11 protein-coding genes are annotated in these 12,962 nt (G+C 63.8%); 4 read left to right on the top strand and 7 right to left on the bottom strand.

Annotated elements, in window-relative coordinates:
- Positions 1-307 precede the first annotated feature (307 nt).
- The gene (locus AC1ECK_RS22715; RefSeq protein WP_480322946.1) at positions 308-670 is read right to left on the bottom strand and encodes a DUF4148 domain-containing protein; all 363 of its coding nucleotides are present in this window, start codon (positions 668-670) and stop codon (positions 308-310) included.
- 341 nt (positions 671-1,011) lie between these two features.
- On the opposite strand from AC1ECK_RS22715, the gene AC1ECK_RS22710 reads away from it, so the two are divergent.
- The 3 genes from AC1ECK_RS22710 (at position 1,012) to AC1ECK_RS22700 (ending at position 3,861) form a co-directional block, all read left to right on the top strand.
- Entirely contained in the window at positions 1,012-1,689 is a 678-nt protein-coding gene (locus AC1ECK_RS22710; RefSeq protein ID WP_480322944.1) for a response regulator transcription factor, read from the top strand.
- A gap of 115 nt (positions 1,690-1,804) precedes the next feature.
- Positions 1,805-3,100, top strand: coding sequence for a HAMP domain-containing sensor histidine kinase (locus tag AC1ECK_RS22705; RefSeq protein ID WP_480323060.1), 1,296 nt, complete (start codon positions 1,805-1,807; stop codon positions 3,098-3,100).
- A 50-nt stretch (positions 3,101-3,150) separates the two neighbouring features.
- Positions 3,151-3,861, top strand: coding sequence for a winged helix-turn-helix transcriptional regulator (locus AC1ECK_RS22700; RefSeq protein ID WP_480322942.1), 711 nt, complete (start codon positions 3,151-3,153; stop codon positions 3,859-3,861).
- Between the two features lie 64 nt (positions 3,862-3,925).
- Here the strand turns inward: AC1ECK_RS22700 and mug are convergent, their stop codons facing one another.
- The 3 genes from mug to AC1ECK_RS22685 form a co-directional block, all read right to left on the bottom strand.
- Positions 3,926-4,456 (bottom strand): G/U mismatch-specific DNA glycosylase, encoded by a 531-nt coding sequence (gene mug, locus AC1ECK_RS22695; protein WP_480322940.1) that lies wholly within the window; start codon positions 4,454-4,456, stop codon positions 3,926-3,928.
- Positions 4,457-4,718: 262 nt separating this feature from the next.
- Positions 4,719-4,874: a hypothetical protein gene (locus AC1ECK_RS22690; protein WP_480322938.1), complete on the bottom strand. Its 156-nt coding sequence runs from the start codon at positions 4,872-4,874 to the stop codon at positions 4,719-4,721.
- Between the two features lie 54 nt (positions 4,875-4,928).
- Positions 4,929-5,201 (bottom strand): DUF4148 domain-containing protein, encoded by a 273-nt coding sequence (locus tag AC1ECK_RS22685; protein ID WP_480322936.1) that lies wholly within the window; start codon positions 5,199-5,201, stop codon positions 4,929-4,931.
- A 404-nt stretch (positions 5,202-5,605) separates the two neighbouring features.
- On the opposite strand from AC1ECK_RS22685, the gene AC1ECK_RS22680 reads away from it, so the two are divergent.
- On the top strand, positions 5,606-6,784 hold the full coding sequence (locus AC1ECK_RS22680; RefSeq protein WP_480322934.1) for a porin: 1,179 nt from the start codon (positions 5,606-5,608) through the stop codon (positions 6,782-6,784).
- Between the two features lie 161 nt (positions 6,785-6,945).
- Here the strand turns inward: AC1ECK_RS22680 and AC1ECK_RS22675 are convergent, their stop codons facing one another.
- Genes AC1ECK_RS22675 through AC1ECK_RS22665 form a run of 3 tightly spaced genes read right to left on the bottom strand, consistent with a single transcriptional unit; the run spans position 6,946 to position 12,893 of the window.
- Entirely contained in the window at positions 6,946-8,442 is a 1,497-nt protein-coding gene (locus AC1ECK_RS22675) for an efflux transporter outer membrane subunit (RefSeq protein WP_480322932.1), read from the bottom strand.
- Positions 8,435-9,652: an efflux RND transporter periplasmic adaptor subunit gene (locus AC1ECK_RS22670; protein ID WP_480322930.1), complete on the bottom strand. Its 1,218-nt coding sequence runs from the start codon at positions 9,650-9,652 to the stop codon at positions 8,435-8,437. Before AC1ECK_RS22670 ends, AC1ECK_RS22675 begins: the two co-directional genes overlap by 8 nt.
- Positions 9,642-12,893 (bottom strand): efflux RND transporter permease subunit, encoded by a 3,252-nt coding sequence (locus AC1ECK_RS22665; protein WP_480322928.1) that lies wholly within the window; start codon positions 12,891-12,893, stop codon positions 9,642-9,644. The genes AC1ECK_RS22670 and AC1ECK_RS22665 overlap by 11 nt, the downstream gene beginning before the upstream one ends.
- Positions 12,894-12,962: the final 69 nt, after the last annotated feature.

Below are 12,962 nucleotides of genomic sequence, written 5' to 3'. Positions count from 1 at the left end.
CAGTAAAGCCGTTTGCTTACAATATCGTAGGGTTTCGGCAAAAAAGTCTTTTGTCTTCAACGATATGCGGAATGACGTTGTAAGCTTATCGAGCCTCGCGTTAATACTTATATACGGCTCGATAAAAAGCGGTAAGGGGATTCAACGCGGCTTTAAACGATTCTAAAGCAGGTGGGCGGTTGACTGCACCAGAAAAAAAACGTAGCGCGATGCGGGGGATTGACGAAGGGGGCGGCAAGATAGGCAGGATAAGCAGCGGCCGACGCGGGACCGGGCGAGGCCAGTCCCGCGTCGTGCAGTCGCCCGGCTAGCTCGCCGGATTCGCCGCGTCCGGCGTAGCCGGCGCCGCGGCATTGCCGGCTCCCTGGGCATTCGTCATCGGCGCAGCCGGTGTGCAGTCGGCGCGGTATTCGGCTTGCAGCTTTTTCTCGGCCGCTTGCAGATCGGCTGGGTAGTCGCTGTCGTCGCCGGCGGGGTTGTAGCCCACGGCCTCCAGTTCGCCCAGTTCGCGCATCAGTTGGCGATGCGTCACCTCGCCCTTGAGCGGCTTGAACGGATAATCGTTGCACTCCTGCGGCGTGAGGTGCGGGGCCGCGATGGCCGATGCGCTGCCTGCCAGCAGCAGGGCCGTCAAGAGGGTTCGGGTAGCGCTTCTCGTAGTCAGCTTCATGTCTGCATTCCTCCGGATAAGGTCACACCAGCGCAGCCGCGACGGGCCGCCGGATGCAGACAGGCTAGGGGATGGCCGCTACCGGATCGGCCTCGCAAGGATGAAAGTTGTTTCATCGTTATGCCCCGACCGCCGACGCCCGCCGGTACTCAGGCGCGGCGCCAATTTAAATATTTTTTAATGAAACCGATACGCGACCGTTAAATGCACGCGCGTAGCCTGTGAACCACGCAGTCCATCACGCCGCGGCGCCGCCAGCGCCGCCCGGTCCCGAACTCAACCCGCAAGCCGAATATGGCATCATGTCCTTCTGCTGATAACCAGTCGCGCACGAAATCATCATGTCGCGAGTGCTGACAATCGAAGATGACGAGATCACCGCGAACGAAATTGTCGGTGAATTGAAAAGCCGCGGCTTTACCGTGGATTGGGTGGCGAACGGCCGCGACGGCATGGCGCGCGCCATCAGCGACGAATATGACGTGATCACGCTCGACCGCATGCTGCCGGGCGTCGACGGCCTGACCATCCTCACCACCATGCGCAGCATCGGCGTCCAGACGCCGGTGCTGATGCTGAGCGCGCTCGGCGACGTGGACGAGCGCGTGCGCGGGCTGCGCGCCGGCGGCGACGACTACCTGACCAAACCCTTCGATCCCGAGGAAATGACCGCGCGCCTCGAAGTGCTGCTGCGCCGCAGTCAAACCCCGGCTACCCAGTTCGAGACGACGCTGCACGTCGGCCCGCTCGAACTCGATCTGATCTCGCGCAAGGTCCAGCGTGACGGCGAAGAAATCGTGCTGCTGCCGACCGAATACCGGGTGCTCGAATTCATGATGCGCCATGCCGGCCAGACCATTACCCGCACCATGCTGTTCGAAGCGGTGTGGGGCTATCACTTCGATCCGGGCACCAACCTGATCGACGTGCACATGGGGCGCCTGCGCAAGAAGATCGACCCGCCCGGGGTCAAACAGATGATCCAGACCGTGCGGGGCTCGGGCTATATCCTCGCGTGAGCAGACAACCTTGACGGACAACTCCTTCCCCGCGCAATCCGCCCTGGGGCGCCGCTGGCATTCCACCACCTTCCGTCTGATTACGATCTACGCCGCGATCTTTTCCATTTCGGTGATGTCGCTGCTCGGCTTCATCGGTTGGGCGGTGACGGGCGACATGGAGCGCGAGACCGACGTCGTGATGGAATGGCAGTTCATCTACTTCGACTCGATGCCGCGCAGCGACCTGGCCGCCGCGATCCACCGGCGGCTCGAACATGAGCGGATGCATGCGAACTACTATGGCCTGTTCGCGGCAGACGGCCAGCGTATCTCCGGCGACGTGCTGCAACTGCCGCCCGATCTGCCTGTCGACCGGCGCGGCGTGACGCTCCAGCACACCTTGCGGGTGACCGGCAGCGAACCGGCGCCGGTGGTGCGCGCGATGGCCGAGCGCCGCAGCGACGGCGAGACGCTCGTGCTGGCGCGAGATCTCACGCATATCCTGCGGATTCGCGAGACCATCATCAACGCGCTGATCGGCGGCGGGGTCCTCTGCCTCGTGGCCGGCGTGGCGGGCGGACTGGCGCTGAGCGTGCGGCAGATGCGCCGCCTGAAAGCGATTCGCCGCGTCACCCGGCGCATCGCCCAGGGCGATCTCGGTCAGCGCCTGCCGATCGGCGGGCGCGACGAGATCGACATGCTGGCGCATCTGGTCAATCACATGCTCGAAGAAGTCGAGCGGCTGATGAACGAAGTCAAGGGCGCCTGCGACGGCATTGCCCACGACCTGCGCACGCCGCTCGCGCATGTGCGGACCTTGCTCGCGCACGTCGCCGAGCGCACAGAGAGCGTCGACGATGCGGCGCTTTCGAGTCTGGTGGAGCGCGCCCGCACGGAGACCGATGCGCTGCTCGACCGCTTTCGCGCCATGCTGCGCATCTCGGAGATCGGCACACTGCAGCGGCGCGGCGGTTTTGCCGAGGTCGAACTGCAGGCGCTTGTCGCCGAAGTCGGCGAGCTGTACGAGCCGCTCGCCGAAATTCGCTCGCTTCAGTTCGCGGTGGAAGCGGAACCGGTCGAGGCGATTTACGGCGACCGCGCGCTGCTGTTCGAAGCGTTCAGCAACCTGCTCGACAATGCCTTCAAGTTCACGCCGCCGGGCGGCGCCGTGCGGATGTCGCTCAGGCAAACCCAGGCTGGGCCGCTGGTGGAGATGGTCGATAACGGCCCGGGTATCCCGCTCGACGAGCGCGACGCCGTGCTGCAACGCTTCTATCGTGGCGAGCGCACGCGCCATCTCGCGGGCTCGGGGCTGGGCTTGTCGATCGTGTCGGCCGTCATGCGCGTCCATGACTTTACGATGCGCATCGGCAACGCCGAACCGGGCACGCGCGTGAGCATCGAATGCTGGTCGAGGACGCTCGCATGAGCGCGCCGGTCTTCCTTTCCGCTCGCTTGCCTGCTCCGATGGGAGGCTGAATGCGCATCCTGTTCGTCGCCGCTGCACATCCCGAATCTGCCTGGCTGTACAAAGCATTGCAGGAGAGCGCCCACAGCCTGCAACGCGCCGACGATTTGCGCGACGGCGCTTTTCTCGCCACCCAGGAGCCGTTCGACGCGATCGTCCTGATGACGCTCGAACCGGCCTCGTATGCCGGCCTGCTCGAGGCGCTGCCGCAGTTCGTCGAGGCCGCGACGGGCGCTGCGATCATCGTGGTGCTCGGCCAGTCGAGTGCCCAGGACCGCACCCGGACATTGCGGGCCGGCGCGGATGCCTGCTTCGGGCAACCGTATTCGTTCATCGAAATGCACGAACGCATGCAGGCGCTGCGGCGCAATGCGGTCTCGCGCGCGGCGCACGACTTGCCGCCCACGGTTGCCGCGGCGAGCACGGCACTCACGCTCGATCCGCTCACCCGCGAGCTGGTGGACGGTCAAGGCCGGCTGGTGGTGACGCGGCGCGAGTACCTGCTGCTCGAATGCCTGATGCGCCAGCTCAATGCGCCGGTGCCACGCGAGCAACTGATTCGCTATGCCTGGCCGGAGAAGGACGATGTCGATCCGTCGAGCGTCAATCTGGTGGTGTCGCGGTTGCGCCGCAAGCTCGCGCAGCATCTGCCGGACGTGCATATCGAGACGGTCAGCCGCTACGGCTATCAGATCAGGACCGGGCCGCGCGAGACGCTCTGAGGGGCGTCTTGAGATGCGATGGCCCAGGATTCGTCACCGGGACACTTCGCAAAAACGCGCGCCCTCAGGGCGCCGACGCTACTGCAATGCGAACTTCCCGGTAGGCGGCCACCAGCGCATCAAGGTTGAACGCCCTGTTGAGTCCACTTGGATTGGGTAAGACCCACGCGCGTGCGCCGCCGAATGGCTTGGGTTGCGGCCCCCAATCGATATCGCGCGTGCCGGAGATCGCCGAGACCGCCGTCTTTCCAAGGAAAGCGATGTGCCGCGGGGCATATTGCTCGATCTTGCGTCGAAAAGCCTCTCCGGCCAGTTCAATTTCCGCTCGCGACAGTTCCGCGGCCTGTGCTGTCGGCCGCGGGACCACCGTTGTTAGACCACAACCGTATCGAAGAAGCGTTTGGTCGTCTTCGGGAGAAATCTGTTCGGGCGTAAAACCCGCGAGATGCACGACCCGCCAGAAGCGATTGCCTCTGCCCGCAAAGTGATGGCCTGTCGATGCCGCACGGAGACCCGGATTGATTCCGCAAAATATGAGCGACAAGCCCGGTTCAAGGACATCAGGAAGAGATTGAGGCGGATCGGTGGCAGTCACAGGGCAGACAGTCCTTGAAACGAGGCGTGCATTGTTGCAATGCTGCGCGCTCCGGCAGATCGTGCCAGTAGTAAGCGCGAACACAGTTCCGAAGGTTTCCCGACGGGGCTTGCAATCTGGAAGAAGCGGTAGGCACTGGATTGGGGCGAACGGATGTGTTCGCCGCATTTTGCCTCAGTCGCCGGGAATTTCCTGCGCAGCAAGGCAAATTGAAAAAGAGGCGGTCGCGCGAAATATCACGGTTGCCCTTTTTGCCGATCGTTCACGAACCGAAATACGGCTGGCAGAAACTCGGCGGTCCGACGCAGCCGTTGGCGGCATCGGGGCCGGCCGCCGCGCAAGCGGACAACATCAGTCCGGCCGTGGCGGCCGCGATCGCGTAGAGAGCGGCGCGTTTAAGCAGAGTAAAAGTTTTCATGGTTTTCATCAGCAGATCTGGCGGCAGTATCGGACCGCCTGCATGGCCGTTGTCTTAGTGCGCGTAGATGGTCGAGTTCAGGTAGTTGAGCTGGCCATCCTGCTCGGCATGCACCAGTTCCTGATAGACCTGGGCCCGCGTCTTGCCCGCGGTAGCCTGGCCGTCCGGCGGCACCCATTGACCATCCTGCTGCACGAGCGCAGACGAGTTCTGCGCCATTTGCGTGGCCGCAGCCGGTTGTTGAGGCGTCGACGGACTGGATTGTGCGAAGGCGGAGGCAGTAGCCGTAGCGCCCACCAAAGCGATCGCGATCATCATGGATTTCATATTGGTTGTCCTTAATATATGCTGGTTGACCGACTTCAGGTTGAGTGACCGAAGCGCGAAGCAGAAGAGAAGCGGGAAGTCCTTCGCTGCCTGGTTGATGAACAGGATAGTCAAGCGGGTATAGCGGATCGATGGTGTGAAAGTGAAAAGAAATTTATCCGCAAGCAGATGATCGTCACGGCGCCTTCGCCAATGCACCCGCGCCGATGCACCTTCGCCAACTTATCGAAATCGTGTCGCTAACTTAAAAAAGCTTTCATTAAACGACCCGCTTTAATCACGGCTGTGTCACCCGCCGCTCCTAAATTGTCGGCACCCGCACGCTACGCGGGATGACGGCGCATCGCCGGCGCGCTTCGTGCGCGGCGATGCGCGATCAACGGCTTCTCTCACCGGAATCAGACATGAATAAAGTATTGGTATCGACGCTGGTCGCACTGGCGGGAACCTGCGCCACGGCTGCTTACGCCCAGAGCAGCGTGACGTTGTACGGCACGCTCGACACGGGCATCGACTATGTCAGCAACCAGAAGGCCGGCAGCGCTGGGCACAACAACTGGATGATGGAAAGCGGCAACATCAGTACCGACCGCTGGGGCCTGCGCGGCAAGGAAGATCTGGGTGGCGGCCTGAGCGCGGTGTTCGATCTCGAGAACGGTTTTAACGTCGACAACGGCAAGCTCGGCAACGGCGGCGATCTGTTCGGCCGGCAAGCCTGGGTGGGTCTGTCGAGCAACCAGTACGGCACGATGACGCTGGGCCGTCAATACGACTTCCTGGTCGACTTCGTGGCGCCGCTGTCGGCAACGGGTTCGGGCTTCGGCGGCAATCTTGCCGACCATCCGTTCGACAACGACAACCTGAACAACGACTTCCGCATGAACAATGCGGTGAAGTATCGCAGCGCAACCTACGACGGCGTGACGTTCGGTGGCGCGTACGCATTCAGCAACGCAGCGGGCGGCTTCAGCAATAACAACGCGTACAGCCTCGGTGCCCAGTGGGCCGGTGGTCCGTTCAACCTGGCGGTGGCGTATTTGCAGGCCAATCAGCCGGGTGGCGTGAACAATCCGACCAACACGGGCGGCGCGCTAAGCAGCAGCGACAACGACGCCACGCTGACCGGCGCGCGCCAACGCATCTTCGGTGCGGCAGGCCGCTATGTGTTCGGCCCGGCGACGATCGGCCTCGTCTTCACCCGCACGATGCTCGACGATCCGCGCCAGATCCAGCAGGGCGGTTCTTACGCGACGCTGAACGGCGAGTTCCTGACCTTCAACAACTATGAACTGAACGCACGCTATGCGATCACGCCGGCTTTCTCGCTGGGCGGCTCGTATACGTACACGGACGGCCATTTCAGCACGGCGGGCAGCGCAATTTCGCCGAAGTGGAACCAGTTCATGTTGCAGGCCGACTATGCGCTGTCGCATCGCACCGACGTGTACCTGGAAGGTGTGTATCAGCACGTGACGGGCGCCGATGGCGTGGCGGTGCTGGGCAACGCTTCGGTGTACTCGCTGGCGGCCTCGGCCAGCAACAGCCAGGCGGTGGTTGCAGTGGGGCTGCGCCACAAGTTCTAAGCGCGTAAGCGCAGGGCTGAATGAAAACGTCGCCGGAGCGATCCGGCGACGTTTTTGTTTGATGAGGCACAGCGAGGCGGGGGCGCGAAGTGTGCGAGAAGCGCGGGGCAGTACGCTGAATGGCAGGGCGTCTGGGAGGCGCCCTACAATCTGCGCAAACGCTAACTGGCGTCGGCCAGCTTATTGCTCTCCACCTGCGCTTGCACGGGCTTGGCAGGCGCAGCCGCAACTGCCGCCGGATTCGTCGACCAGCCACCGCCCAGCGCCTCGATCAGCCCCACCGAGGCCAGCAGACGCCGCGTATTCACATTCAACGCGAGGATCTGCGTATTCAGTTCGGTGGTCTGCGCGGTCACCACATCCAGATAGCTGACCACCCCGTCGCGATAGCGCGACATCGAGAGATTCAAGGTGCGTTGCGCGTCGGTGAGCGCCTCGTTCTGCTGGGTCGCTTCATCGCCAAGGTGATGCAACTGCGCCAGGTTGTCCTCGACCTGCTGGAACGCCAGCAACACCGCCGCCTTATACTTCGCGCCGTTTTCCGCCAGACTGGCGCGCGCCTGCTGCGTGATCGCTTCACGACGGCCGCCGTCGAACAGGGTCATCACGAGACTGGGTCCGATCGACCAGATTTCATTGGGCGCCATGATCCACGGCGATAGCGTATCGCTCTGGAAGCCGCCGTCGAGTCCCAGCGAGACATCGGGAAAGAACGCCGCCTTGGCGACGCCGATCTTCGCGTTCGCTTCAGCCACGCGCCGTTCGGCGGCGGCGATGTCGGGACGCCGCTGCAGCAACTCGGCGGGCATGCCGGTTGGAATCGACGGCAGATACGCGAGGCCGACCGACGGCGCCAGCGCGAACGACGACGCCGGCACGCCGGTGAGCGAAGCGATCGCATGTTCATATAGCGCGCGGCGCGCCTTGACGTCCTCGGCCGATGCGCGCGCCGAAGCGAGCTGGGTCTGGGCGCGCGACACATCGAGATCCGAGGCGATGCCGCCGGCGTGACGGCTCATCGTCAGCTTCAACGCGCGCTCGTAGGTGCTGATGGTGTCGGCGAGAAGCTGCTGCTGCTCGTCGAGTCCGCGCAGATTGAAGTAGGCGTCGGCGAGACTTGCCTGCAGGCTGAGGCGCACCGAGGCAAGATCCGCCGCGCTCGCCTCGGCCGCCGCGCGGCCCGCGCTCACTTCGTTGCGCACCTTACCCCATAGATCGAGGTCGTAGCTGATCCCCACGTCCACGGTGTTCGAGCCGTAGACGTTGGGTTGATCCGCACCGCGCAAGGGCCGGTTAGCGGATTGCCGGTTGCTCGACACGTCGGCTTCGGCGCCGATGGTCGGGAACAGGCCCGAGCGCGCCTGCGCCAGGTAGGCGGTGGCTTCATCGTGCCGCGCAACCGCCGCGGCGACATCAGGGTTGGCTGTGGCCACCTGTGCTTCGAGCCTGTCGAGCACCGGATCGCGATACACCTTCCACCAGCCGTCGTGCGGCTCCTGATCGGCGGGCTTTGCCAGTTGCCACGCGCCGCTTTCCTTGAAGGCCGTCGGGATAGCGGTGGGCGGTGTCTGATAGGTCGGCGCGAATGAGCAGCCGCTAAACAGCGCGGCGACGGCCAGCATCGCGCAAACACTGCGCCTGAATTTAAGCTCAACCATGAGCGCGCTCCGCCTCGCGATGGTCGGCAAGCGAGGCTGCTGCTGCGTTCGTAGCCTGCGTGGCGGCGAGCCGCACGGCGTCGCCGGTGGCGATCGAGTCGGGCGGGTTGTCGATCACGCGGTCGCTGGCGTCGAGTCCCGAACCGATTTCGACCTGGGTGCCCAGATCGGTGGCGATGGTGACGGGCTTGAGGACCGCATGATCGTCCTTGCCGACCACCGCCACCTGCAAGCCGCTGCGGCGGAAGATCAGCGAGCTGGCGGGAATCAGTAGCGCGTGCGGATTGGTAGGCATTGCGAAGTGAACCTCGGTGTATTCGCCGGGAATCAGCAGGCCGCTCTGATTGTCGACCGCCAGTTGCACGAGCAGGGTGCCCGAAGACGGCGTGATCGAATCGTCGGTGTCGACGAGCTTCGCGTCGAACTTCATCCCGGGGCGTTCCGGCACCGTCAGTGTCGCGCTCATGCCAGGCTTGATGGCGGCCGCGTCGCTTTGCGGCACGCTGACGTAGACGCGCAACTGGCGCGCATCGGACACGGTGAAGAGCTCGTGACCGTCGCCGCCGCCCGCGTCGATCAGCGCGCCGATATCGGTCTTGCGCGCGGTCACGATGCCGTCGAACGGCGCGGTGATGCGCTTGAACGATTCCAGCGCTTCGAGGCGGTTCACGTTCGCCTCGGCCGCCGCCACGGTGGCCTGCTTGGCGGCGAGGTCGCTGGTCTTCTCGTCGGTGTCCTGCTGCGACACCGAGTCCTGCTTGAGCATCTCGGTCCAGCGTTTGGCGGTGGACGCCGCGAGCTTTTCGTTGGCCTGCGCATTCTGCAGATCGGCCTTGGCCTGCAGCAACTGCTGGTCGAGATCGGGCGTGTCGATCAGGCCGAGCAGTTGCCCGGCTTTCACATGCGTGCCGATATCGGCGTACCACGCATGTAGATAACCGGGCACGCGTGCATAGATCGGCGCATTGACGAAGGCGGACAGGTGGCCCGGCAGGATCAGCGCTTGCGTCGCACCCTGGCGATCCGGGGTGTAGGCGACCACGGTCGGGATAGCCTGCGCGGCGGACCACGTGGTCATCTCCTGCTTCGCGTGCACGCGCGTGAAGATGCCGGTTGTCACGACCCCGGCGGCGGCGAGCAGCACGACGATGCCGACCAGTTTCAGATGGCGCAGCCGCTTCGGCGAATTGATCTCGATCTCAGTGGACATGGAGAACTCCGGTTTCGGAAGTAGGGTGATCTTTGTCTTTGACAGGAGGGTGCTTCGCCGCATCGCGGCGGTGCACGAGGCTAAATACAACCGGTACGAACAGCAGGGTGGCGCAGGTCGCGCAAATCAGACCGCCGATCACGGCGCGGCCGAGCGGCGCGTTCTGTTCGCCGCCGTCGCCGAGACCGAGCGCCATCGGCGCCATGCCGATGATCATCGCGAGCGCGGTCATTAGCACCGGGCGAAAGCGCGTGAAGCCGGCCTCCATGGCCGCGACGAGCGCATTGCCGGTGACCGCGAGCCGTTCGCGGGCAAAGCTCACCACCAGAATGCTGTTGGCGGTGGCGACGCCCATGCAGAGAATCGCGCCGGTCAGAGCCGGCACCGAGAGCGGCGTGTGCGTGGTGAACAGCATCCAGACGATCCCGGCGAGCGCCGCCGGCAAGGCGGTGACGATCACGAACGCGTCGGACCACGAGTGGAAGTTCACGACGATCAGCATGTAGATCAGCGCGATCGCGCCGACGAGACCGAGCGAGAGTCCGAGGAACGCGCTGTTCATCGTCTGCACCTGGCCGCGCAAGGTGACGATCGAGCCCTTCGGTACGTCTTTGGCGCTCGCGTGCAGGATCTGCTGGACATCGCTGGCCACCGCGCCCAGGTCGCGCCCCTGGGTGGTGGCAAACACGTCGTAGAGCGGCTCGATGTTGTAGTGCGAGACGACTGCATCGCCTACGCCGCGTTCGATGGTCGCGATCCCGCCGAGGATCTGGGACTGGCCGTCCTTGCCGGTGACCGGCAGGTTGTTCAGCGCCGAAAGCGATTCCATCCGGTATTGCGGCGTCTGCGCGACGATCGGATACGACACGCCGTTATGCGGGTTGAGCCAGTAGGTCGGCGACACCTGGCTCGTGCCGGAGAGGCTCGCCACCACCGAGTTGGTGACGTCCTGCTCGGTGATGCCCAACTGGTCCGCCCGCGAGCGGTCCACCGAGACGGTGAACTGCGGGTAGGTCGAGGTCTGCTGAATGCGCGTGTCGGCAATGCCCGGAATCAGGCGCATGCGGCGCATTACTTCATTGGCGTAGCGATGGTTGGCATCCTGGTCCGGGCCGGCCACTTGCAGGTCGATCGGCGCCGGCGAGCCGAAGTTCAGAATCTGGCTGACGATGTCGGCCGGCAGGAACGAGAAGGTCGTGCCGGGGAATTCGCGCGGCAGCAGCTTGCGCAGTTGTTTGACGTAAGTGGCAGTGGGCGCGTGATTTTCGTTCAGCGAAATCATGATGTCGCCGTCCTGCGAGCCGGTGGTGCCGCTATTGTTGTAGGTCAGGTTGATGCCGCTGTTGGGCAGGCCGATGTTGTCGATGATGCTGCCCAGTTGCTCGGGCGGCACCACTTTGCGCACGGCGTCTTCGATGTGATCGAACTCGGCGGCGGTGTCCTCGATGCGCGTGCCGATCGGCGCGCGCACATGAATGGCTATTTCGCCGGAATCGATGTCCGGAAAGAAATTGCGGCCGAGCCACGGCGCGAGCAGGAACGATGCGCCGACGACGATCAGAAAGCCGGTCACGAAACGCTTGCGGTTCGTCAGCGCGAGACCGAGCACGATCCGGTAGACGCCGCGTACGCGTTCGAAACGATGCTCGAAGCCGCGCTGAAACCGCACCAGCGGGTTACGCGAAGGGGGCGCATGGTGGCGGCCGTCGTGCGCTTCCATCAGGGCCGCCAGTTCGCCGGAGGCATGGCCGCCCGAGGCGTGCGGGCGCAACAGGTACTGCGCGAGCATCGGCACGAAGGTGCGCGACAGGACGAACGAGGCGACCATCGCGAAGATCACCGCCTCGGCCATCGGCACGAACAGGAAACGGGCGATGCCGTTGAGCAGCAGCATCGGCACGAACACGATACAGATGCACAGCAGCGAGACGAACGCCGGCCCGACGATCTGCGCGGCGCCGTCCATGATCGCGCTCCTGACGTCCTTGCCTTGTTCGAGGTGCCAGTTGATGTTTTCGATGGTCACGGTGGCATCGTCCACCAGAATCCCGACCGCTAGCGCCAGGCCGCCAAGGGTCATCACATTGAGCGTTTCGCCCATCGCCGAAAGGCCGGCAATCGCCGCCAGTACGGCAAGCGGAATCGACGCCGCGATGATCAGCGTCGAGCGCCAGCTACCGAGGAACAGCAGGATCATCAGCGAAGTCAGCGCCGCAGCGATGACGCCTTCGCGGGCTACTCCGCTGACGGCGCCTTTCACGAAGGTCGACTGGTCGCCCATCGTGATGAGCTTGAGCCCGGGCGGCAGCGTCTCTTCGATGCGCGGCAGTTGCGTCTTCACACCCGCGATGATGTCGAGCGTCGAGGCCGAGCCGTTCTTCAGGATGCTCATCAGCACCGCGCGGTGGCCGTCCACGCGCACGATGTTGGTCTGCGGCGGATAGCCGTCGCGCACATGCGCGACGTCGCGAATGTAGATGGTTGCGCCGTCCACCGTCTTGATCGGCAGCGCATTCAACTCCTGCAGCGCGAGCGGACTATTGTTCAGCTTGATGTTGTATTCGAAGCGGCCGATCTTTTCGGTGCCGGCCGGAATGATCTGGTTCTGTTGCGCCAGCGCGTCGGCCACGTCCTGAGCCGAGAGCTTCTTCGCCTGCAGCGCCTGCGGGTCGAGGTCGATTTGCACTTCGCGGGTCTTGCCCCCGTACGCGGTTGGAATCGCCACGCCCGGCACGCTTAGCAGTTGCGGACGAATGAAGTTGGTTGCGTAATCGGCGAGCTTCTGTTCGTCGAGCGTGTTGCTGGTGAGCGCCAGTTGCAGCACCGGCACAGTGGAAGCGTTGTAGTTCAGGATCTGCGGCGGCGTCGTGCCCGGCGGCATCTGCTTGAGCACCGTTTGCGAAACCGACGTAACCTGCGCGGTGGCAGTGCGAATGTCGACCGTCGGCTGAAAGAAGATCTTGACGATGCCGTAGCCGCGGAACGATTGCGACTCGATGTGCTGGACGTCGTTGACAGTGGTGCCGAGCGTGCGCTCGTAGTAAGTGACGATGCGCCCGGCCATGTCGTCCGGTTGCAGGCCCGCGTAGTTCCAGACCACGCTGATTACGGGAATGCGGATGTCGGGAAAGATATCGGTCGGCGTGCGCAGTGCGGATAGCGGGCCGATCAACAGGATCAGCAACGCCAGCACGATAAACGTGTAGGGCCGCGTTAAGGCTAGCCGGACAATTTTTAACATCGAAAGCTGCTCCGTTCGTGCGTCAATCGCTTAGGGCAAGTCCGGATGGTGGATTGCCGGATGTCGGTA

The sequence above is a fragment of the Paraburkholderia sp. SSBN10T genome (genome assembly GCF_056619545.1).
Note: the sequence above shows the minus strand (reverse complement) of the source record. Positions and strands in the feature narration are given on the sequence as shown.

Coding starts and splice junctions, on each gene's coding strand:
- AC1ECK_RS22675 (WP_480322932.1), bottom strand. CDS start 8,442: ATGGTTGAGCTTAAATTCAGGCGCAGTGTTTGCGCGATGCTGGCCGTC.
- AC1ECK_RS22690 (WP_480322938.1), bottom strand. CDS start 4,874: ATGAAAACTTTTACTCTGCTTAAACGCGCCGCTCTCTACGCGATCGCG.
- AC1ECK_RS22705 (WP_480323060.1), top strand. CDS start 1,805: ATGTCGCTGCTCGGCTTCATCGGTTGGGCGGTGACGGGCGACATGGAG.
- AC1ECK_RS22710 (WP_480322944.1), top strand. CDS start 1,012: ATGTCGCGAGTGCTGACAATCGAAGATGACGAGATCACCGCGAACGAA.
- AC1ECK_RS22700 (WP_480322942.1), top strand. CDS start 3,151: ATGCGCATCCTGTTCGTCGCCGCTGCACATCCCGAATCTGCCTGGCTG.
- AC1ECK_RS22685 (WP_480322936.1), bottom strand. CDS start 5,201: ATGAAATCCATGATGATCGCGATCGCTTTGGTGGGCGCTACGGCTACT.
- AC1ECK_RS22665 (WP_480322928.1), bottom strand. CDS start 12,893: ATGTTAAAAATTGTCCGGCTAGCCTTAACGCGGCCCTACACGTTTATC.
- AC1ECK_RS22680 (WP_480322934.1), top strand. CDS start 5,606: ATGAATAAAGTATTGGTATCGACGCTGGTCGCACTGGCGGGAACCTGC.
- AC1ECK_RS22715 (WP_480322946.1), bottom strand. CDS start 670: ATGAAGCTGACTACGAGAAGCGCTACCCGAACCCTCTTGACGGCCCTG.
- AC1ECK_RS22670 (WP_480322930.1), bottom strand. CDS start 9,652: ATGTCCACTGAGATCGAGATCAATTCGCCGAAGCGGCTGCGCCATCTG.